The sequence below is a fragment of the Sphingobacterium sp. FBM7-1 genome, assembly GCF_020687765.1.
Lineage (GTDB): Bacteria > Bacteroidota > Bacteroidia > Sphingobacteriales > Sphingobacteriaceae > Sphingobacterium.
The window spans coordinates 17,391-40,184 of the sequence record NZ_JAJEWJ010000006.1 but is presented as its reverse complement, the minus strand read 5'-3'; the positions used below and the strand labels follow the sequence as shown (position 1 = coordinate 40,184).

Below are 22,794 nucleotides of genomic sequence, written 5' to 3'. Positions count from 1 at the left end.
ACCTAAATCATTTTTATATAGTGCGAACGTTATTTTATCATCCTCTCGGATTCCCTTATTTTGTAGGGATACACAGTAGATATGAAACACACGTTCCACATTCCCGTTTTAGGGTTAGCTTTTTCCATAGATTCGCCTTTAAAAGTGGCGAAATTCGGAATATCTTCGGTTATGTCTATTGTAGACGACGAACTTATCGAGCGTATTCGGGCATTCTATGCAAAGGAGAATCAGTTCTATTATAGTCCGATCAAAAAGACGGAAGAGGATTACCGAGCAAAACGAATTACCGCATACCTCAATCTCGTACAACAAATTATCGACAACCAAATCTTTCATATTAAGCAGGAGGATTTTTCGCCAAATTCGGACTTAACCAAATATTTTGAGCTCTTGCCGGAGCACGACTGGAGTAAACAGCGCTATAAAAAAATGCTCGGCACGCAAGATGTTCTCGAACAAAAAGCCTTACAGGAAGAACTTAAAGCGTCGATTGTCCCGGGAGATATCGATGTCAATATCATGGCAAAGGTTGATAAGCTGAATGTGGATGCTAAAGGAAATATGTTAGACGAAAAATATTCGGACGCGTTAGCGGCATTACGTGGTTTCGCCAATTCCAATTTACGTTCTTCCGTAGTCCTCTCGGCAGGGATGAATCCGCGTCTTTATAATTACCTAACGGAACTTCCTTCATTTTTTCCCAATCGACACGGGGTGTTGGAAAAGAAAATTATCTTAAAAGTATCGGACTACCGTTCGGCTTACATTCAGGCAAAATACCTGGCAAAAAAAGGACTTTGGATTTCGGAATTCCGTATTGAATCGGGTTTAAACTGCGGAGGACATGCCTTTGCAACGGAAGGTTACTTATTAGGACCTATCCTAGAAGAGTTTAAACAAAAGAAAGACGAGCTTATTCAAGAGCTTGCTGCTATTTATAAAACAGCGCTTCTGGAAAAAGGTATATCGGACTACCATACGCTACCCATCAAATTTGCGGTACAGGGAGGGATAGGAACGGCAGAAGAACAGGCCTTTCTTTTAGCGCATTACGGCCTTGATAGTGCCGGCTGGGGTTCGCCTTTCTTATTGGTTCCCGAGGCAACGACGGTGGATGAGGACACCTTAACTAAATTAATCGCGTCGGATCAATCAGATTTCTATTTAAGTGATTCTTCTCCACTGGGGGTTCCTTTCAATAATTTCAAAGGCAGCACAGCGGAACAGAAAAGGATGGAACGTATCGCTAAAGGCGTTCCGGGAAGTCCATGTACAAAAAAATACCTCGTGTCTAATACGGAGTTTACCGACGAACCGATATGTACTGCTTCCCGTGTCTATCAACACGCTAAAATCAAAGAATTACACCGTCTAGAACTTCCGGAAGCTGTGTTTCAGGAACGCTTCGATAAGATCACGGCAAAAACTTGTTTATGTGAAGGGCTCGCCGTGTCTGCTTACCTAAAATACGACATACAGAAGCCCAGAGAAAATACCGCAGTATCGATCTGCCCAGGCCCCAACACCGCATATTTTAAGGGGGCATATACCTTAAAAGAAATGGTCGACCATATCTATGGTCGCCGGCCATTGGCGCTCAAGGAAAGATCCCATATTTTTCTGAACGAATTACAGCTTTATGCAGATTATCTAAAAAATTTAATGAAAGATAGCGCAGACGATGTAAAAAAGCAAAAGGTTGTTCAAAAATTCCGAGATCAAATGATGAAGGGCTTGGCATACTATCAAACCCTTACAAGCGACATGGAAAAGTTCGGCTTTAAAGAAACGGCTAGCTTCTTATCGAGTCTAGGTGCTTATGAAACAGACTTACAAATACAGACGACATAGCGAATTAACCTACTATTTTCCGAAATTTCCCAAATACGCCTAACGGAAGCTTCTTTCCTGCCGTGGCCTGTAAATAGAGTTCTCCTATTTCCAGGTTTTCTACCTGTGGGAAAGCAGTCCGTATAAGGTTCTCCACAATAACCGATGAGAATCCTAAAGAATAGGTATTTAAAATAAGAAAATGTTCCTTCGGATCCAATAGTTGTACCACCTCCCGCATCATCTCCATAATATGGTCTTCGAGCTTCCACTTTTCTCCTTTAGGTCCATGTCCGTAAGCTGGAGGGTCTAATATGACACCTTGGTATTTATTACCGCGCTTCAGTTCTCTTTTCACGAATTTCAGGGCGTCCTCTACGACCCAACGGATATTATCCAATTGCGATAGTTCCTGATTCTCGTTGGCCCAGGTAACTACTTGCTTGATAGAATCGACATGCGTGGTGTCCGCTCCAGCCGCTTTAGCGATCAGGGACGCTCCGCCGGTATAGGCAAATAGGTTAAGTACTTTGGGATTGGGCGTATGAAATGATTTAACAGATTCGGAAATATAATCCCAGTTTACAGCCTGTTCGGGAAATATCCCTACGTGCTTGAAAGACGTTAATCCCAATCTGAACTTAATAACGACGTCGTTATTGCGGTATTCGATGTGCCATCGGTCTCGCATGTTGGGGCGCTTCTTAAGCCACTCTCCTGAAGTTGCTGAACGACCTCTAAAACGGATATGATGTTTATTTGTCCACTCCGCTTCGGTTAATGTTTTTGGCCACACGGCTTGGGGTTCCGGACGAATGAGTATCACATCGCCAAAGCGTTCGAGCTTTTCAAAATCGCCACAGTCGATGAGTTCATAATCCTCCCAATGTTGGGGCGTAAGAAGTTGTATGTTTGTTGTAGAAGTCAATTTCCGCAGTTAAAGTCAAAGATTTAAAAAAACGTCACAAAGATAATAAGGAAATGTGGCATTATTTAATGGAATCTCGTGCAGCTTTCATGAGTGGACTAGCAAAAACAAAATCATTTAACTCCTGAATATCCGAACGCAACATTTCCTCGTTCGATCCCTCCCAAAATTTTTGTCCTTGGTACAAAAACAGGATGTAATCGCCTATGCCCATGACGGAGTTCATGTCGTGCGTTACCACCACGGTCGTACATTGATATTCTTCCGTTAGTTCCTGAATCAACTCATCAATCAATATCGCAGTAGCCGGGTCGAGCCCGGAGTTGGGTTCATCGCAAAATAAATACTTCGGACTCATACTGATGGCCCGTGCGATACCTACCCTTTTTTTCATACCTCCAGAGAGTTCCGATGGATACAGCTTATTGACATTTTTCAGATTCACCCGGTCCAAGCAGAAGTTGGCCCGTTCTATTTTCTCTGCGCGGCTCATATCGGTAAACATATTCAAGGCGAACATAATGTTTTGTTCGACAGTCATGGAGTCAAACAGCGCAGAATTCTGGAACAACATACCAATGTTTCGGCGAATCGGCACACGTTCTTCAAAGTCCATTTCGGTAAATGCTTGCTGATCGAAAAACACCTTTCCTTGATCGGGCTCATGAAGCCCGACAATACATTTTAACAGCGTACTTTTGCCCGATCCGGATCCGCCGATAATCAAGTTCACTTTACCCGGCTCGAAAATGGCATCAATTCCTTTTAAAACGTCGTTATCTCCAAATGATTTGTATATATTTTGAATCTCAATCATAAAATAAATGCTACAACATTAACGCGGTTATAATATAATCACATGCTAAAATCGCAATACAGCCTATTACTACTGCTTTTGTACCAGCTTGCCCCACTTCCAATGCTCCACCTCGAACGTAGAAGCCTTTGTATGCTGGAACCGACGTGATGATAAACCCGTAAATAATGGCTTTCACGATGGCAACGGCTACGGTAAAACCATTAAACCCTTCTTGTATGCCTAGAATATAATCTGACGGGGCAACTGCACCCGACAGCCCCCCTCCTATCAATCCCCCGGTGATCGCACAGAAAATAGCAATAATCACTAAAACGGGAACCATGATAACGCCAGCAATGATTTTTGGTAAAATCAAAAAACCGGGTGCATTGATACCCATAATTTCTAAGGCATCGATCTGCTCGGACACACGCATGGAGCCAATCTGAGAGGAGATGGCTGATCCAACTTTCCCCATTAGTACCAAACCCGAAATGGTTGGGCCTAATTCTAAGATATTAGAATCTCGGTTAATTTGCCCAATAACCGTTGTAGGAATAAGATCCGACACCAACTGAAAAGCGATTTGCAGCGTCATCACAGCTCCGATGAATGTGGAAATAATCAAAATTAAACTGAGGGAACCTAGCCCAATTTCATTCATCTCATGAAAAATCTCTTTTAAATATATCCGCCAATTTTCCGGTCTTTTGAAGACTTTTCTCAATAACAAAATGTAAGAGCCAAAGTGATGAAATATCATAGAATAATCGAACTTTCGTTAAATAATATTGCAATATACGCATTTGCATGGAAGATATTTCACCGACGTAATGTATTATTTCACCGAAATTTTTCGTCTTATGACCTAAAATAGATGGCATAAAAAATGGATAACTTGTAGTTTTGTGGAGCATTTTAGTTAGGTTTACGAGGAAATAGCGAGTATGGAGAATAAGATAACATCGGGCATTTGGTTTGTCTTTATAGGCTTGGTGCTTTTATTGCATAACCTGGATATCATACATTTTAATTTTTGGGCTATTATTAAATACTGGCCTTTGCTAGTTGTTATTGCGGGTATTAACCTTATTGTCCAGCATAAAACGTACGGCAATTATATCAAAATTGGCTCCAATGTTTTGTTTCTGGCTTGGATGCTGTATGTGGGCATGACTGCACCAAACACAAATTGGTCTGAACAACTTTTTAATAGCAAACATATACACGTGGGTGATATCGAAGGCGATGGGCCCATGATCAACGCCGTACACAGTCCTTTCGATCCGGCAATAGAAGAAGCCACATTGGAGTTTAACGGCGGAGCCGGAAAATTTGAAATGCAGACGCAAGAAAGTACAAACTTGGTTTCAGCTCGAGCAAAGACGGACGATATGGGTATGAATATCCGTACGACACGCGAGGGAGCCCATCAAAAAGTAGTGATTAATGCGCAGCCGACTGCTAAAACCAAAAAATCAAACACGGTACTCGTCGATCTTCATCCGGAGGTGCTCTGGAACATCCAACTGAATTATGGTGCAGCTACCATTAATAACGACATAGCCGCACTCCGATTTAAGCATCTGGAAGTGAACACTGGTGCCAGTAAAATGACGCTCACCTTGGGCGTTCCCCAGGTAGGTAGCTCAAAAATCGATATTGCTACGGGGGCATCAACTATCCTTCTCCATATACCGAAAGCGGCGGCTGTAAAAGTGGAATATACGTCGATCCTGTCAAAAAATTCCTTTGAAGGTTTTGAAAGCAATGAAAATGGGGTAGCAAAAACTGCAGGTTACGATCAAGCGGTCAACAAGTTTGATATTGAACTGGAAGGCGCCGCTAATAATTTCACCATAACTCGATATTGATGACGGACGGTACACCGCACTATCCATCATTAACCTTAGAGGTCGCCTCCGGATGTTTGAGACATGTAGAAGCTTCCCCTTTGCACTACAATCCTACTCAAATATCCGAAGCGACGATTTTTTGAAGTACTTTTTTCTAAAAAAAGTACTCCTAAAAAAACACTAACTTTGTACCTAGGTATGGATACAAAAGACACAAGCATTTTATCTGGAGAATATTGTAATTCCAAAACATCTTATAGTCGGTTTTTGACTCGGGAGGTTACGGTAGGTAACATTCCTATGGGAGCAAACCATCCTATACGGATTCAAAGTATGACGACCGTTGACACGATGGATACATTGGGCTCCGTGGAACAGACCATACGCATGGTGGATGCAGGATGTGAATATGTGCGGATTACTGCACCAAGCATCAAAGAGGCGGAGAATTTAGCGAATATCAAGAAAGAGCTGAAATCACGAGGTTACGATGTCCCGCTTGTGGCAGATATCCATTTTACACCTAATGCCGCAGAGGTAGCGGCCCGTATCGTCGAAAAAGTCCGGGTCAATCCGGGTAATTATGCGGATAAGAAAAAGTTTGACGAGATTGTGTATACCGACGCTGCTTACCAGCAGGAGTTGGATCGTATCTATAAAAAGTTTGCACCTCTAGTCAAAATTTGTCAAACGTACGGCACCGCGATGCGTATCGGCACGAATCATGGGTCGCTCTCCGACCGCATCATGAGCCGTTATGGCGACACGCCTGAGGGGATGGTCGAATCTGCCTTGGAATTCATTCGTATCTGTGAAGATTTACGGTACTATAATCTGGTGGTGTCCATGAAGTCTTCCAATCCACAGGTCATGGTGCGGGCTTACCGTTTATTGGTTGAAAAAATGCAGGCGGAAAACATGAATTATCCGTTACATTTAGGCGTAACCGAGGCGGGAGATGGCGAAGACGGACGTGTTAAATCTGCGGTAGGGATCGGTACCTTGTTAGAAGATGGGTTAGGCGATACGATCCGGGTATCGCTAACTGAAGAACCCGAATTTGAAGTTCCCGTTGCAAAAGCTTTAGCCAATCGTTATGTAGACCGACAGGCAAAACTGGCGCAGGTACCTGCTCCCGACATCATTAATTTGTCGGGACATACCAAGACTACTCCTTATCAAGCGCTAGAAGTTAATGCTTTTATAGGCGGGGCTATGGTTCCACGGATAGTCGTTGATATTTCACGCGAAAATCTGAAAGATCCCTTTGTATTAAACGCCGTGGGGTATCGCTACGACGCCTTATTGGATAAATATCATATGGGTGAGCAATCGGTGGATTTTGTGTATCTCGGTTCGCAATTGCCCTCTTTCGCACTGCCGGGAAATCTCAAAGTGTTATATGATTATGATACCTGGCAAACTTTAGCAAATAAAGCGAACAAGCATCCTGTTTATTCGTTGAAACGCTTTCAGGAAGCTACGGTGCATGATCCGGTCTTGAATTTAATACTCCTATCAAACGACGATTTAAAAAGTGAATATTTTGCTAATCTAGCTATAGATAACACGGTTGTCTTTATCTCGGAAACGAACAGGTTACATGGTATGGCCGATCAACGGCAGTTTTTCAACAATTTGCAGGCTATCGGTATACATAATCCAGTTATTATCAAACGGCATTATTCACCATCGGATTTTTCAGGTCCGGTAGGTGACGTTATGGATCCGGAAGAACCAATTTCAAAGATACAATTGTATGCGTCTACGGATATGGGAGCTTTATTAGTAGATGGATTGGGTTCGGGTATATGGATTGACTCACCAGCGACGCCGTTAGCGAAGCTGGCATCCTTATCATTTGGTATACTGCAGGCAACACGTTCCCGCATTTCTAAAACGGAATATATTTCTTGCCCTAGTTGTGGAAGGACGCTTTTTGATCTACAAGAAACCACACAGATGATTAGAAGCCGCACCAATCATCTAAAAGGATTAAAGATCGGTATTATGGGTTGTATTGTTAACGGACCAGGAGAAATGGCGGATGCAGACTATGGTTATGTGGGGGCTGGCCCGGACAAAATCACCTTGTATCGAGGCAAAGAAGTGGTCAAAAGAAATGTAAGCTCGGCCGATGCCCTGGATGAACTGATAGAAATTATTAAAAATGATGGATTATGGGTAGAGGCCGAGGAGTGATCGCCGCAGTTATCGTACAGAAATACGTTTTACGACGGTTTCTGTACCGGAAGAGACTCTAACAAAATAAAACCCTGCCGTAAGCTTGCCATCCGTATCAAAGGAGAGACTTTGCAAACCTTCTTCCAAACGACCATTCAGCAGGTTCAAGACCTCATTTCCTAATGCATCCATCACTTTAATGACGACGGTATGCTGTTGGCTCAGTGTAAAGTTTAACGTAATTTGCTCGGCAACCGGATTATAAAACACCTTAACGTTATTGATCAACTTTTCGCTTTCTTGCTCTGCCGTTATTCCGTATAACGCATGAGTGGCAGCAGCTGCATTTTCCGAAATAGGATGAATAGTCATAGCTTTCCCCACACTAAGCACAGCGATGCTTGCGAGAGTAAATAATGCTATTTTTTTTCTTAATCCTATCATGCTGGAATGTTCCTTAAATATAGATTGGTGTAATTGATATAAACAAAGTTACTTTTTTTGTGGTATGGTTGGATATTTTTTTTCTTTTTTTTCACCCCTTTAACAATTTTTAACAAGAATATACGTTGTGTGCATTTGACGGTATAAAAATAATCGTGTTTTAGCGTATGTTTGTATTATAATTTTTGAAGCATGAAACTCCAGAAGCGTCCCGATGCGAATAAGCTCAGTTTAGCTGGTTTATTAATTAGTTTAGGCATCATTTTCGGAGACATCGGCACTTCTCCCCTGTACGTTGTGAAAGCTATTTTCAGTCAGGGAACTATCGAAAAAAACCTTATTTTAGGTAGTCTTTCCTGCGTTTTCTGGACGTTAACTTTACAGACGACCATAAAATATGTATGGATTACTTTGCAGGCGGATAATAAAGGAGAGGGTGGTATCCTTTCCCTATATTCCCTCGTGCGCAAAAAGGCGAAATGGCTAATTATACCGGCAATTATTGGCGCTAGCGCCCTACTTGCGGATGGTATGATCACGCCGGCAATCACGATTTCATCGGCCATCGAAGGACTAGCTATCCGAAATCCAGACATACCCACGGTTCCTATCGTGGTAGTCATTATAAGTTTATTGTTTCTCATCCAGCGGTTTGGGACCTCGGTGGTTGGACGTGTTTTCGGTCCGCTGATGCTCGTGTGGTTCAGCATGATCGGTATCTTGGGCTTGTTATACATTGTGCGTGCACCAGAAGTCTTTCAAGCGTTAAATCCGTATTACGCTATCAAAACAATTGTGGATCATCCGCAAGCTCTTTTCCTCGTCGGCGCTATATTTTTGTGTACAACCGGGGCAGAAGCACTTTATTCTGATATGGGACACTGTGGGAAAGCCAATATCCGCGTCAGCTGGCTATTTGTTAAACTGATGCTTGTGTTTAATTATTTTGGTCAGGGCGGGTGGTTAATGGAACATGTAGGAACACAAATGGGGGATGTAAATCCCTTCTACGCCATTATGCCGAATGCCTTTGTAGGCTATGGTATTATTATCGCAACCGTAGCAGCAATAATCGCGAGCCAGGCCATGATATCAGGTTCTTTTACCCTTATTTCGGAAGCTGTACGATTAAATATTTGGCCTAAAGTAGCGATCCGCTACCCGAGCGACCATAAGGGGCAGCTATATGTCCCCTCGATAAATCTTATTTTATATATCGGTTGTATGTTGATCGTCGCTGTTTTTCAGCATTCCTCGCGCATGGAAGCTGCTTATGGATTGGCGATCAACTTAACGTTTATTACCACGACCATTTTAATGTGTGTATTTTTGTTGCGCGTACATATATCCAAGATATGGATCGTGATTTTTGGCGTATTTTATTTCACGATAGAAGTCGTATTTCTCGCCGGAAATTTAATAAAATTGACGCATGGCGGATGGTTAACCTTATTACTTGCAAGTACTCTATTTACGGTAATGTTTGCCTGGTATGGCGCACGTAAGATAAAAAATAGTTTTGTACGTTTCGTCGATATCCGGCCGTATTTCCCGATTATTGCTGAACTGAGCGAAGACCAATCCGTCCCGGTTTTCGCTTCCCATCTGGTATATTTAACAAGCGCTAATAATAAAAATGAGATTGAGTCCAAAATCATGTACTCCATTCTGAATAAAAAACCTAAAAGGGCCGATGTATACTGGCTAGTACATGTAGACGTTATGGATAATCCGCACACCCGCGAATATGCGGTTGAACAACTGATACCGCAAAAGCTGATTCGCATTGATTTCAAACTAGGTTTTAGAGAGGAACAACGTATTAGCTTATTGTTTCGAAAGGTAGTGGAAGATATGGTCGAGAAAGGGGAAATTGACATCACCAGTAACTATAACACTTTACGGAAACATGGCTTCTCTGGAGATTTCAACTTTGTCGTGCTGGAAAAAATAATTGCTAAAACACATGCTTTGAAATGGCATGAAAAAATTATTCTAGAGATATACAAAACGCTGAAGCGATTTAGTTTATCGGAAGAAAAGGGATTCGGATTAGACAGTAGCTTTGTAACGCTCGAGCGTGTTCCCTTGAATATCCCTACTACAAAGGATGTTGCGATAAAAAGACTGCAATAGATCGTATTTCTAAATTTCGTACCTTTACGACAAAATAAATTAACAATTCATGTCGCATAAAGCAGGATTCGTCAGTATAATCGGAAAACCAAATGCAGGGAAATCGACCTTAATGAACGCATTGGTCGGGGAAAAAATGTCCATTATCACCCCTAAAGCACAAACTACTCGACATCGAATCATGGGGATTGTGAACGATGACGATCATCAAATTATATTTTCGGATACACCCGGGGTGATTACACCCAACTATTCATTACAAGAATCGATGATGAATTTTGTACAGGGTTCTTTGATTGACGCAGATGTAATTCTATTTGTGACCGATATCCACGAGAAATTTGACGAGAGTGATGTCGTAGAGAAATTGCGTAAAACATCTTCTCCGATTGCCGTTCTTATCAATAAAATTGATAAATCCTCGGAGGAAGAAGTAAGAAGCAAAATTGCATTCTGGCAGGAGAAGCTAAACCCAGATGCTATTTTTGCTATTTCCGCACTGCTCAATCACGGTGTGACGGGCATCATGGAATATATCAAGGAGAAGCTTCCGATCCATCCGCCTTATTATGAAAAAGATGAGCTAACGGACAAAAGCATGCGTTTCTTTGTATCAGAAATGATTCGTGAAAAGATCTTTAAGCTCTACGATAAAGAAATTCCGTATAGCACCGAAATAGTTGTAACGTCCTATAAAGAAGAAGACACCATCACAAGGATTGCTGCAGAAATTATTGTAGAACGTGATTCACAAAAAAATATTTTGATCGGAAAAAGTGGATCAATGATAAAAAAAGTAGGCACTTATGCCCGACAGGATATCGAAGCGTTTATCGATGGAAAGGTATTTTTAGAACTTTTCGTGAAGGTCATCCCCGACTGGCGACGCAAAAAGAACTATCTTAAAAAGTTTGGGTATGAAGATTAATTTGTTCTTTTTCCCGTAAAAAGAACCAAAACCTCGTCGCTTAAAAACTTTGAATGGAGGGGATAGTACTAAGGATGAATTTCTACATATTTCAAAATTTTTGATGCGACATTAAATGTTAAAGTGGGATGGTGCAATTGTTTAGCGTTCTAGACGAAATATTCGCGGAGTGCTGTGACCTGTTTCCGGGTAAGCACTTTGCTTAGTTCCTCGTCCGATGCTTCTTTCACTTTCTTAGTCGATTTAAAGGTCTTTAGAAGTTTTTCCACCGAGGTCTTCCCTATCCCAGGTATATTTTCCAATTCAGAGACAAAGGTTTTCCGGCTACGTTGGTTACGGTGAAAAGTAATTCCAAAACGGTGGGCTTCGTCACGTAGATGCTGGATAACTTTTAACGTCTCAGACTTTTTATCAAGGTACAAGGGGTATTGATCGCCTGGGTAATACAATTCTTCCAAACGCTTGGCGATGCCAATAACCGTCATTTCTTTTTCGATCCCTAATAATTTCAGACTTTTCATTGCTGCTCCCAACTGTCCTTTCCCGCCGTCAATCACAATTAATTGAGGAAGTGGCTCGTTTTCGTCCAACATTCTTTTATAACGTCGAAAAACGGCTTCCTCCATCGTCGCAAAATCATTCGGACCGACGACCGTCTTGACATTAAAATGCCTATAGTCTTTTTTGGAAGGTTTTGCATCCTTGAAAACGACAATAGCCGAAACAGGATAACTTCCCTGAATATTCGAATTATCAAAACACTCGATATGCTTGGGAAGTACATTCAAGCGTAAGTCTTTCTGCATTTGCTTTAAAATACGCTCTGTTTTTACCTCGGGATTCAACTTCTCGTATTGCAACATTCGCTCCTTTTTGAAATACGCAACGTTCTTTCGGGACAATTCCAACAGATTCTTCTTTTCACCCGCTTTGGGTATGGTAAACTTTATAGCAGTATTCCCTTCGATATGGATGTCGAAAGGAACAATGATCTCTTTGGACGTGCTTTTGAAACGCTCCCTAAATTCAGGAATGGCAAGCGCCAGCAACTCCTCTTCAGACTCATCTAAACGCTTCTTCATCTCTAACGTCTGCGTCTGGATAACCACGCCATGTACAACTTTCAAATAGTTTACAAAGGCGTAATTGTCCTCTGATGCAATGTTAAATACATCCACATTAGTAATAGAAGAACTAACAACGGTAGATTTACTTTGATAATTCGCAAGCTTTTCCAATTTCGTTTTTAGCTTATGTGCGCCTTCGAAATCCAATGCTTTCACTGCCTCGTTCATTTGAGCTTTAAGACGACTGGTAACCATCGCTATCTTACCATTTAATATATTTTTTATATCGGAGAGGTTTTGGTCGTAGTCCTCCTCCGACTGATATCCTTCGCAAGGTCCTTTACAATTACCAATTTGATATTCTAAACAGATTCTATATTTGCCCTTGGCTATATTTTCGGGAGAAAGGTTAAGGTTACAGGTACGTAAGGGAAAAAGCTCCCGGATCATATCTAAAATGATGTGCATCATGCCTACCGAGGCGTAGGGTCCATAATAGCGTGAGCCGTCTCGGATATACTTGCGGGTCCAGAAAACACGTGGAAAATGTTCCTGCTTAATAACAATCCATGGGTAGGTTTTGTCGTCCTTCAATAGGACATTGTAACGTGGCTTATGTTTTTTAATCAGATTATTCTCCAAAAGCCAAGCGTCTATTTCCGTATCGACAATGGTAAAAGCGATACGGTTTATTTTCCTTACAAGTACTCGGGTTTTACTGTTTAGCTGTGTCTCATTAACGAAATATGAACCGACCCGATTACGCAGATTCTTAGCTTTCCCTACGTAAATAAGCTCATTATTTTTATCAAAGTATTGATAAACACCTGGCTTATGAGGGATTTTCTTTAATTCTTCTCTGTAATCGAATACGCTCATATCAAAAAAGTGCCGAACAACAAATTTCGTTAAAACTTGCTGTTCGGCGTTTATAAATTCAATTATAATTAACCCAAAAAATTAGAACCCCAATCGGTCGTCGTCTAGGGAACCTTCATTAGCAGGTGAACCTAAAAACTCCCGATACTGATTACAATCGAGTTCACGCGTCAACCCGTCCGGAGGAAGCGGGAAATCGTCCTGGGTATAATTTAAATTTTTGTCCGCATATACCTTTTTCATGTACAAGCCAAAGATAGGCAGAGCAGCTTGGGCACCCTGACCATAAGCCATACTATGGAAACGAATCCCACGGTCTTCCGCTCCCGTCCATACTCCCGTCACCAATTCTGGCGTAATTCCGATATACCAGGCATCAGAGTTATCGTTTGTCGTTCCGGTTTTTCCACCCATCGGATTTTTGAACCCACCATATTCGGCACGCCGCAAACGAGATCCTGTGCCGCCGTCTACGACACCTTTTAACATATCCACCATGATATAGGCAGATTCGCTATTCAATGCTTTCACCACAGTAGGCGTTTTTTCATAGATGGGTGTGCCATTTTTATCTTCGACACGTAAAATCATCGTAGGCTCAATCCACGTACCGTGGTTGACAAATGCCGAATAGGCACCCACCATATCATATACAGAGGCTTCATATGCCCCCAGCGCAATAGAAGGGTAACTAGGAACGTTAGATGTAATTCCCATACGCTTCGTCAGGGAAGCGACTGTCGCCGGGGTCACCTCATTTATCACATAAGCTGACGCAAAGTTTTGCGAGTACTTCAAGGCATTTTTCAACGTGATAGGATCACCTCCTTGCGCCGTTCCCCGAGGTGTCCAATTACCATAGGTACGCGAGTGATTGGGCACCGGAAAACAAGGTGAGTATCCATTATCTATCGCAGCAGCATAAGTAAAGGGTTTCGCTGTAGAGCCCACTTGTCTTTCAGCCAGCTTCACATGATCAAACTTAAAATGTTCGAAACTAATACCGCCCACCCATGCCTTGATATGGCCTGTTTTGGGTTCCATGGACATCACCGCATTCTGGAGAAAAAGCTTATTATAACGAATCGAATCCATAGGCGTCATGACCGTATCTACATTCCCTTTATAGGTAAATAGGGTCATCGGTACTTTTTTATTAAATTCTTGCTTAATTTCCTCTGCCGACATGCCTGCTTCTTTCAGAACCCGGTACCGATCAGAGCGCCTCATTCCCGTCGTTAACAAGTTAGCATTTGCGCCTTTAAATGGGTCGGTATTCCGATATTGTCTATCAAAATCCCGCTGTAGTTTTTCCATCCATTCTTGCTGAGCTTCCTCGGCGTATTGCTGCATCGCATAATTAATCGGTGTAAAAACCCTCAATCCGTCGCGGTCTAAATCATAAGGGGTCCCGTCGGCTTTCGTAATGGCCAAGCGTTTAAATTCCTTCTTTAATTCCTCTTTCAGCACCGCACGAAAATAGGGTGCCATACCTTCCCCGTAATTCGCTATCCGTAGCTTCAGGTTTAACTCCTGTTCTTTCGCGGTTTGTCCTTCTTCCTTGGTCATAAAATTTTGGTCAACCATGTTATTGAGGACCGTGTTACGACGTCTTATAGAGTTTTCCGGAAATCGTACCGGCGAATAGATATATGTACCTTTCAACATACCCACAAGTGTGGCAGCCTGCGCAGGGGTCAATTGATCTGGAGTAGTATCGAAATATGTACGTGCAGCTGATTTTATCCCGAATGTGTTATAGGCCCCAAAATCAACCGTATTGAAATACATTGTGATAATCTCTTCTTTTGTATAACTTCTTTCTAGACGAACTGCGGTAATCCATTCTTGAAACTTTTGCATGATCCGCTTAAAGGTGTTACGCTCCCGCCGTTCGGAGAAAAGATTCAATGCCAATTGTTGCGTAATTGTACTTCCTCCTTGTTTTTTATTGAGTAAAGTGGTGTATAGCGCTGATGTAATGGTACGCGAATAATCGATACCAGCGTGATCATAAAACCGCTTATCTTCGGTGGATACCAAGGCATGTACCAAATGAGGGGATAATTCGCTATATTTTACATTAGAGCGGTTATGTTTGTAATATCGACCTAACACCTGTAAGTCGTCGGTCAATATTTCTGAGGCTAAATTACTCTTCGGATTTTCTAATTCTTCAAAAGAGGGCAATACACCAAAAACTCCCAAGCGTACACTGGTGAGGAAAAGTATCCCTAGCACAACAATACTCACTAATATTGTCCAGAAATTTCGGGTATACCGCTTGATATCAATGTCTGTCAACTTCTGCTTTGATTCTCTCTTCATAGCATCTATGATACGATTTTAGTACAAAGTTAACATTATCGTCTTAATAGTTTTAAAAAAGTTTAGAACGATCCCGTATTAAAATTTTACATTAGCCGAATTATTCAATCCGTCTGAATTATAAGTTATGCATAAGAAAAACAATGCGGGATTATTCTTTATTTTTCTAACGGTCGTGATTGATACCATCGGTCTAGGTATTATTATTCCGGTACTCCCGTCTCTCATCAAGGAACTCATACAAGGGGATCTTAGCGAAGCTTCTTATTACGGAGGCTGGCTTATGTTTGCTTATGCCTTTACACAATTTATATTTGCCTCCGTACTCGGAAACTTAAGTGACACCTACGGCAGGCGCCCGGTGTTGCTCATCTCTCTGTTAGGGTTTTGCATCAACTATATTTTAATGGGACTTGCCCCCAGCATCTTATGGCTGTTTGTCGGACGTCTCATTGCAGGGGTGACGGGAGCTAGTCATACCGTGGCAGCAGCCTATATTGCCGACATCAGCTCTCCAGAAAAGAAAGCACAAAATTTCGGGTTGCTCGGCGCTGCTTTTGGACTAGGCTTTATTATCGGACCTGTTATCGGCGGATTATTAGGCCATTACGGTGCTCGTATTCCATTTTTCGCGGCAGGCGCACTAAGCCTCTTTAATTTTATATACGGCTACTTCGTGGTACCCGAGTCACTTACAAAAGAAAATAGGCGCTCTTTTTCTTGGCGAAATGCGAACCCCATCGGAGCGTTTAAACATATGAAACGCTATCCTCAAATATATGCATTACTTAGTTGTATTATTCTAATTAACCTCGCCGCGCACGCGGTTCAGAGTACATGGTCTTACTATACGATGGAAAAATTTGCGTGGGATGAAAAGATGGTGGGTATCTCACTCGGGTTCATTGGCATTTTACTTACTATTGTCCAAGCCGGCCTGTTACGGATTATCATTCCAAAACTGGGTTTATCCAAATCCATTCTAATCGGGTTATTTTTGTTAACAGTAGCCTTGCCCTTAATCGGATTGGTTTCTTCGAGTGGGATGCTATTTGCAGCCAGCGTCCTCTATGTTTGCGGAGGTATCGGCGGTCCTGCCCTTCAAAGTCTAATTTCTAACCTTACTCCCCACAATGAGCAGGGACAAATCCAAGGCGGAATTGCTTCCGTAATCAGCTTGACCGCCATATTCGGCCCATTAATGATGAGTAATCTATTTGCCTTTTTCACCAAGGATAACACTAGTATTTATCTCCCAGGAGCGCCTTTTATTATGGGAGGTATACTAACACTCGCAGCTTTTTTTATTGCTTATATTTATTTTCGACAGAAATCTATACCTTCTCAATAAGGCATACGGCATATGCTACAACCCCCTCTTCCCTACCAATAAACCCCATCGTTTCATTCGTCGTTGCTTTGATCGAGATATCGTCCATATCAATGCCTGCTGCTTTCGCGATATTTTCTTTCATGGCGGAGATATATGGTTTTATTTTCGGTGCTTCCAAACATAGCATACTATCAATATTACCCAATCTAAACCCCCGCTCTTTTAAAAGCTTCACACACTCTTCAAGTAAAAGAAGACTGCTAATACCTTTCCATTTAGGATCGGTATTCGGAAAATGATAACCAATATCCTCCAAATTGGCGGCACCCAAAATTGCATCACAAATGGCATGTGCAAGCACATCTGCATCCGAATGCCCAAATGCTCCCGCGTGGTGGTCTAACTGTACCCCACCCATCACAAACGGATGCCCTTCTTTTATTTGATGAACATCAAAACCAAAACCTACTTTTATCTTCATAACAACGCGAACATACAAAAATTTATTTGCTACTTTTGATTTGTCATCAACTTGATGAAAAATTAAAATTAATCCAGCGTAATAGGTTACTATTTGATTAAAGAGGTATTAATAAGTGAGTAAGGAAAAAAGCGATATACAGATTGATGCTAGCATCATCGAAGGCATTAGAGACGGGGACAACCTTGCTATCCAGCAATTATATCAAATACATTTCCCTCCTATTGCTCAGATGATCATCACCAATCGTGGTAGCAGAGAGGAAGCTCAGGATATTTTTCAGGAAACCGTGATGGTGCTGTATACTAAAATCAATAAAGGTGATTTCGTACTGAGCAGCAAATTACAAACATTCTTGTATGCCATCTCTAAACGTTTGTGGCTTAAACACCTTACTCGTGGCGAAGCGAAATACCGTAAAGACTCGATAGATGATTATGGCGACACGCTAGCAGTTGAAGAAGCTATAGAGAACCATGAGATTATAGAAGAACGGCTTCTGCATATGGAAGGCTCATTAAACGGTTTAGGAGAACCTTGTAGAACCATCTTATATGATTTCTATATACGGGGAAATTCTATGGCGGAAATTTGTGAGAAATTTGGTTATACAAATACAGACAATGCCAAGACTCAAAAATATAAATGTCTCCAACGCTTGAAAAAGATTTTTTTTAAAAAGTATAGTTAAAATAGTCATGAAAGGCATAAATGAACAGGATTTCTTAGCGTGGGCAGACGCCTATCTTCGGGAAGAACTTTCAGAAGAAGAAAAACGACAATTTGAAGCGTATTGTGAAGCAACTCCTGTACATGCGGTATTATTCAAGCAACACCAGGCTTTAGTAAATGACATGAAAGTTGCGGATGCTCGTTCGAATTTTAAACGGGATCTGCAACGCATGGGACAAGCCTACCATCAAACCCGTCAGCCCAAATCATCAACCAAAGTTTTTGGCTTATGGGATAGATTTAAATTTAGCGCTGCGGTAGCCGCCGCCATTGCTATCGTATCCGTATTTTCGACTTTATGGTTAACAGGATATTATAAAAATCTGAAAAAGACTACCTCGGATTATAGTGCATTACGGCGGGATATGAATACCGTAAAACGTAATGTAAATGCGCAGAACGTTGCTATCCAAAACATGCATAATTCAAAAGATAATGCAAGAGAAACCATGCATTATGGTGCAACGGGATTTATGATTACAAAGAATGGATACGTCGTCACGAATTACCACGTCATCACGGGTGCTGATTCGGTATATTTACAGAATCATAAAGGAGAATCTTTTAAAGCAGATATTGTCTTTACGAATCCGGAGAAAGATTTAGCGATTCTACATATCAGCGATTCTACTTTTAAATCGGCTAAAAACATCCCTTATACATTTAAAAAACAAGATTCTGACATGGGAGAAGATGTTTATACAATCGGTTTTCCGAGAGATGAAGCGGTCTATGGGCAAGGTTACCTGAGTTCTTCTACAGGATATGCCGGTGATACACTTGCCTATCAGATATCCATTCCCGTAAACCCGGGTAATAGTGGTGGCCCGCTATTGGATAAAGATGGGAATGTGATCGGGATTATCAGCGGAAAACAAAAAGGGATAGACGGAGCTGCTTTCGCGATCAAAACGAAGGCGTTAATCGAAACCCTGAACAATATTCCCGCCGACTCACTAAACGGCAAGAATGTCGTTTTAAATAATAAAAATGTATTGCACAGCCTGTCACGGACAGATCAAATCAAAAGACTACAAGATCATATTTATATCGTGAAAGTATATTAACAAAAAACGGGCAAAATTTTATTTTGCCCGTTTTTTGTTATTTATTTGGCTGAGGTGTAACCCTTAAATACGGCTTTATCTCGGTATACCCTTTCGGAAATTTCGCCGGAATATCCGCTGTTTTTATAGCGGGAACTACAATTACATCTTCGCCGTCTTTCCAATCAGCAGGTGTGGCAACAGAATATTCGTCCGTCAGTTGAAGCGAATCTATAACCCGCAAAATTTCAAAGAAATTTCGGCCCGTAGAAGCAGGATAAGTTAGGGTCAATTTGATTTTCTTATCGGGTCCGATAACGAATACAGAGCGTACAGTTGCCGTAGCAGACGCATTGGGATGAATCATGTCATATAATTCCGAAACCCGACGATCTTTATCGGCAATGATCGGGAAGTCCACATCACAATTTTGCGTTTCGTTAATGTCTTTAATCCAACCTAAATGATCCTCTACGGAATCCACACTTAACGCCAAAACTTTGGTATTTCTTTTTTCAAACTCCGATTTCAATTGAGCGGTACGCCCCAGTTCAGTTGTACATACGGGTGTGTAATCGGAAGGGTGCGAATACAAAACTGCCCAACCGTCACCAATATATTCGTAAAAATCAATTTTTCCTACGGAAGTCTCTGCCTGAAAGTTAGGAGCGACATCACCTAATTTTAAACTCATATCTTAAAAATTTAAAGGTTTTAATTAAACAACTACATTGTCTACAAATTTAGTAGATTATCATTGCTTTATCAAAATAATCCGCTCTTATTTCTGCAATTATCCGACCATAAATGTCAGATTACGGTAATCTTCCACAAAACCGGATATTACTGACAGTAAAACAATTACCGGATTTGACCATCTCCGGTAATGTACCATTTCTCCGTAACTAATTTCTCCAACGCGAACGGTCCTCTGGCATGAAGCTTTTGCGTGGAAATCCCTATTTCTGCTCCTAATCCAAAAGCGCCGCCATCTGTAAAACGCGTCGAGGCATTGGTATAAACCGCAGCAGCGTCGACTGTTTCCATATAGGTATGGATGCGTTCTGCATCGGTAGAAACAATACACTCCGAATGTTTCGAAGAATGCGTTGCGATATGATCTAAAGCTTCTTCAAAAGAATCTACCACTTTAATGGAACACTGTAACGAGAGAAACTCCCGCCCAAAATCTTCTTCTGTTGCTAATTCCAAAAAAGGGTAACCAATTTCCTGCAGAATCGTATAGGCAGCTTGGTCAGCATAGATTTTCACACTACTATCTTTAAAATAGGGAGCCACCTGTTCAAGCAGACTGGGGGCTACCTCGCGATCTATCAAAACAGTATCCAATGCATTACATACAGATGGACGCTGTATCTTGGCATTTGCAATAATTTTTGCTGCCTTTTCGAGATCCCCAGAGCGCTCCACATAGGTATGACACACACCAGCCCCCGTTTCGATAACAGGTACTTTTGCTTGTTCGCGCACTAAATCGATCAGCGCCTGTGACCCTCTTGGAATAATAATATCTACATATTCCGTAGCAGATAGAAGTTCGCTCACGAAAGCCCTGTCGGTCGGCAGCAACTGAACAATGTTGGTATCTAAATTATTGTTCCGTAATTCATCCTGTATAATTTCAACCAAAATACGATTGGTATACCACGCGTCTGACCCCCCGCGTAATACACAAACATTTCCCGAACGGATGCATAACGCAGCTACGTCTACGGTAACGTTGGGTCTAGATTCATAGATTACACCGACCACTCCTAGCGGAACCGTTTTCTTCTCCACGAGCAGTCCATTCTCCAACTTCTTACTAGAAATTAACAATCCTGTAGGATCTGGTAAATTGGCAACATCCTTTAAACTCGTCGATAAAGCTAAAATCCGATCTTTATTTAGCAATAGCCTATCGTATCGTGGATCTTCTTGATCCATACGCTCCAAATCTTTCTTATTCTCTTGGATAACTTCGTCTATACGTTTCTCCAGCGAATCTGCGATTCCTGTTAGCAATTGTTGTTTTTCTGCGTCTTGCAAGCGCTTTACGGCTATTGTTGCTTCATGTGCCGCTTTTAATTCTTCTTGTATATTCTCCTTCATCATCAAAAATCCCTTTCTTTTTTATTATGTTACCATCTGTACAGACTTCTTTTCCGTCTATACAACTATTCATTCTCTATCTGTTCGTTATGTATATTCTCCAATAATTTACAGGAGTACTATATCGTCAGCATGTGCAATAGCTACGTTTTTTTTGCGACTAAACGACTCCACGTCCGCAACATCAATTTTTGATTTCGCCACCGCAAAAACCTCCCCTTTTTCATTAGCAATCTGGAACACCTCACCTGTTTCTAAGGCTTGATTTATGGACATAACACCGACAGCTAGTAGGCTTTTACGGTTCTGAATGGCCTGGGCTGCTCCTTCGTCCACCTGCACTAAGGCTTTGATGAGACTGCCTGTCGCCAACCACTTGTTTCTCGAAGATACCTTTTTTTTCTGGGGTAAACAAATCGTTCCTGTTTGGCCCCCTACAGCTTTTAAAATTCCGTCGGGAGTCTGCATGCTGAAAATAACGGTCTGAATACCCATTTGATTGGCAAGCCGTGCAAAATTAAGTTTAGACGTCATCCCGCCTAGACCGACAGCCGACTTTTCTTTTTTCACCACCGAAAAAACCTCTTTATTAATCACCGAAATCTGTGGAATAACTTTCCCCTCACTGTCCAAAACACCCGGTACAGAAGTACTGAAGAGCAATTGCTCTGCCCCAAACCCCACTGCTATTAAAGTTGCCAACTCATCGTTGTCGGAAAATTTAAGTTCTTTATTACTCACCACATCATTTTCGTTGGCGATAGGAATAATATTATTTTTCCAAAGTTCATGATACGTATCTTTGAGCTGAAGAAATTGCGCGCGATTCGCAAAATGCTGCCGTTCACATAAGCTTTGCGCTAAGGCAATATGGAAAGGTTTAAAATACGTGCTATAAGTACGCACGAGCAAGGGGTTACCTATAGCGGCTGCCGCCTTTCTGGCAGATAAACTACCGTCATAATTCTTTAGGTATTTTTTTCCCGCTGCAACGGCACCTGACGATACCAAAACAATATTATATTTCGACTGCAACTGCGCTACCTGCCGTGCAATCTCCAACACGATACGCTCGTCCACATCTCCCTCTTTGGTCGTAATCGCAGCGGAACCAAATTTTATAACCAATACTGGCTTTTTCATTTATTTTAGCAATTGAAAACAAAAAATGTATAAAATGTATAAAAGAAATGTAAATGTAGTAAATATCCATTTATTTAAATCAGACTTGGTATGGTTTATGAACATCAATTCGTAAAAGATTAAAATAATGAAGTACATCATACTGACGTTGATTTCAACTGCACTTTGGTCCTGTCAAAGTTCCGGAAAAAAAGAGACCGCTAACGACACCGCTTCTTCGCTGGCGCCCATCGGCGGCGCGAAGGACAATCATGGATGTTTAATCTCTGCTGGGTATATTTGGTCGAAAATCAAAGAAGACTGTATCCGCCCGTGGGAAGGCACCATTACGATGAACATTACAGACACGTCGACGAATTTTGAAACCGCAGCGTTCGTCTTGTTAGACGCTACCAAGCAGCAAGCTGAACTTTTCATAAAAGAAGAGCGTGAAAGCGTATTATTAAATGGTGTAAACGCACACCTATATGCGAATAAGCAGTACCAGTTAATTGAAGAAAACCATTGTTGGTCGTTAATTCACCAAGAACAGGTCCTGTATGAGGAGAAAAAATAATGCTACCGT

The 22,794-nt window shown here is 41.6% G+C and carries 19 protein-coding genes; 9 read left to right on the top strand and 10 right to left on the bottom strand.

Translation table 11 applies throughout. The annotated features are described in order from the left end of the window. The first annotated feature begins 81 nt into the window (after nucleotides 1-81). Nucleotides 82-1,854: a hypothetical protein gene (locus LKO28_RS11255; protein WP_227694971.1), complete on the top strand. Its 1,773-nt coding sequence runs from the start codon at nucleotides 82-84 to the stop codon at nucleotides 1,852-1,854. Between the two features lie 4 nt (nucleotides 1,855-1,858). Here LKO28_RS11255 and LKO28_RS11250 read toward each other — a convergent pair whose 3' ends face one another. The 3 genes from LKO28_RS11250 to LKO28_RS11240 all read right to left on the bottom strand — a co-directional run bounded on the left by LKO28_RS11250 (nucleotide 1,859) and on the right by LKO28_RS11240 (nucleotide 4,323). Further along, on the bottom strand, nucleotides 1,859-2,761 hold the full coding sequence (locus LKO28_RS11250) for a class I SAM-dependent methyltransferase (RefSeq protein ID WP_227694970.1): 903 nt from the start codon (nucleotides 2,759-2,761) through the stop codon (nucleotides 1,859-1,861). Nucleotides 2,762-2,822: 61 nt separating this feature from the next. Further along, nucleotides 2,823-3,578 carry an ABC transporter ATP-binding protein gene (locus tag LKO28_RS11245; protein WP_227694969.1) on the bottom strand — a complete coding sequence of 252 codons (756 nt, stop codon included), beginning with the start codon at nucleotides 3,576-3,578 and terminating at the stop codon, nucleotides 2,823-2,825. 10 nt (nucleotides 3,579-3,588) lie between these two features. Continuing rightward, a complete protein-coding gene (locus tag LKO28_RS11240; protein WP_227694968.1) occupies nucleotides 3,589-4,323 on the bottom strand; it encodes an MlaE family ABC transporter permease in 735 nt (244 codons plus the stop codon). 184 nt (nucleotides 4,324-4,507) lie between these two features. On the opposite strand from LKO28_RS11240, the gene LKO28_RS11235 reads away from it, so the two are divergent. Together LKO28_RS11235 and ispG are read left to right on the top strand one after the other, a co-directional pair. After that, nucleotides 4,508-5,434, top strand: coding sequence for a LiaI-LiaF-like domain-containing protein (locus LKO28_RS11235; RefSeq protein WP_227694966.1), 927 nt, complete (start codon nucleotides 4,508-4,510; stop codon nucleotides 5,432-5,434). A 180-nt stretch (nucleotides 5,435-5,614) separates the two neighbouring features. Further along, complete coding sequence (ispG, locus tag LKO28_RS11230) at nucleotides 5,615-7,618, top strand: (E)-4-hydroxy-3-methylbut-2-enyl-diphosphate synthase (protein ID WP_227694964.1); 2,004 nt, start codon at nucleotides 5,615-5,617, stop codon at nucleotides 7,616-7,618. A gap of 9 nt (nucleotides 7,619-7,627) precedes the next feature. On the opposite strand, the gene LKO28_RS11225 is transcribed toward ispG, so the two are convergent. After that, complete coding sequence (locus LKO28_RS11225) at nucleotides 7,628-8,044, bottom strand: T9SS type A sorting domain-containing protein (protein WP_227694962.1); 417 nt, start codon at nucleotides 8,042-8,044, stop codon at nucleotides 7,628-7,630. A 192-nt stretch (nucleotides 8,045-8,236) separates the two neighbouring features. Between LKO28_RS11225 and LKO28_RS11220 the strand changes: the two genes are divergently transcribed. Beyond that, a complete protein-coding gene (locus LKO28_RS11220; protein WP_227694961.1) occupies nucleotides 8,237-10,180 on the top strand; it encodes a KUP/HAK/KT family potassium transporter in 1,944 nt (647 codons plus the stop codon). Between the two features lie 49 nt (nucleotides 10,181-10,229). Next, entirely contained in the window at nucleotides 10,230-11,108 is an 879-nt protein-coding gene (gene era / locus LKO28_RS11215; RefSeq protein ID WP_227694960.1) for a GTPase Era, read from the top strand. 149 nt (nucleotides 11,109-11,257) lie between these two features. On the opposite strand, the gene uvrC is transcribed toward era, so the two are convergent. Both uvrC and LKO28_RS11205 read right to left on the bottom strand, forming a co-directional pair. Continuing rightward, on the bottom strand, nucleotides 11,258-13,054 hold the full coding sequence (gene uvrC / locus LKO28_RS11210; RefSeq protein ID WP_227694959.1) for an excinuclease ABC subunit UvrC: 1,797 nt from the start codon (nucleotides 13,052-13,054) through the stop codon (nucleotides 11,258-11,260). An 81-nt stretch (nucleotides 13,055-13,135) separates the two neighbouring features. After that, nucleotides 13,136-15,382 carry a penicillin-binding protein 1A gene (locus LKO28_RS11205; protein WP_227694958.1) on the bottom strand — a complete coding sequence of 749 codons (2,247 nt, stop codon included), beginning with the start codon at nucleotides 15,380-15,382 and terminating at the stop codon, nucleotides 13,136-13,138. 127 nt (nucleotides 15,383-15,509) lie between these two features. On the opposite strand from LKO28_RS11205, the gene LKO28_RS11200 reads away from it, so the two are divergent. Beyond that, nucleotides 15,510-16,733, top strand: coding sequence for a TCR/Tet family MFS transporter (locus LKO28_RS11200; protein WP_227694957.1), 1,224 nt, complete (start codon nucleotides 15,510-15,512; stop codon nucleotides 16,731-16,733). Here the strand turns inward: LKO28_RS11200 and ispF are convergent. After that, nucleotides 16,717-17,196, bottom strand: coding sequence for a 2-C-methyl-D-erythritol 2,4-cyclodiphosphate synthase (gene ispF, locus LKO28_RS11195; RefSeq protein WP_227694956.1), 480 nt, complete (start codon nucleotides 17,194-17,196; stop codon nucleotides 16,717-16,719). The genes LKO28_RS11200 and ispF overlap by 17 nt on opposite strands. A 115-nt stretch (nucleotides 17,197-17,311) precedes the next feature. Here ispF and LKO28_RS11190 point away from each other — a divergent pair, with 115 nt between their 5' ends. Beyond that, a complete protein-coding gene (locus LKO28_RS11190; protein ID WP_227694954.1) occupies nucleotides 17,312-17,887 on the top strand; it encodes an RNA polymerase sigma factor in 576 nt (191 codons plus the stop codon). 7 nt (nucleotides 17,888-17,894) lie between these two features. Beyond that, nucleotides 17,895-18,995 (top strand): S1C family serine protease, encoded by a 1,101-nt coding sequence (locus LKO28_RS11185; RefSeq protein WP_227694953.1) that lies wholly within the window; start codon nucleotides 17,895-17,897, stop codon nucleotides 18,993-18,995. Between the two features lie 37 nt (nucleotides 18,996-19,032). Here LKO28_RS11185 and LKO28_RS11180 read toward each other — a convergent pair whose 3' ends face one another. The 3 genes from LKO28_RS11180 to proB form a co-directional block, all read right to left on the bottom strand. Continuing rightward, a complete protein-coding gene (locus LKO28_RS11180; RefSeq protein ID WP_227694951.1) occupies nucleotides 19,033-19,668 on the bottom strand; it encodes a peroxiredoxin in 636 nt (211 codons plus the stop codon). Nucleotides 19,669-19,835: 167 nt separating this feature from the next. After that, a complete protein-coding gene (locus LKO28_RS11175) occupies nucleotides 19,836-21,089 on the bottom strand; it encodes a glutamate-5-semialdehyde dehydrogenase (protein ID WP_227694950.1) in 1,254 nt (417 codons plus the stop codon). A gap of 105 nt (nucleotides 21,090-21,194) precedes the next feature. Beyond that, nucleotides 21,195-22,229, bottom strand: coding sequence for a glutamate 5-kinase (proB, locus tag LKO28_RS11170; RefSeq protein ID WP_227694948.1), 1,035 nt, complete (start codon nucleotides 22,227-22,229; stop codon nucleotides 21,195-21,197). Between the two features lie 127 nt (nucleotides 22,230-22,356). Between proB and LKO28_RS11165 the strand changes: the two genes are divergently transcribed. Continuing rightward, complete coding sequence (locus LKO28_RS11165; protein ID WP_227694947.1) at nucleotides 22,357-22,785, top strand: hypothetical protein; 429 nt, start codon at nucleotides 22,357-22,359, stop codon at nucleotides 22,783-22,785. Nucleotides 22,786-22,794: the final 9 nt, after the last annotated feature.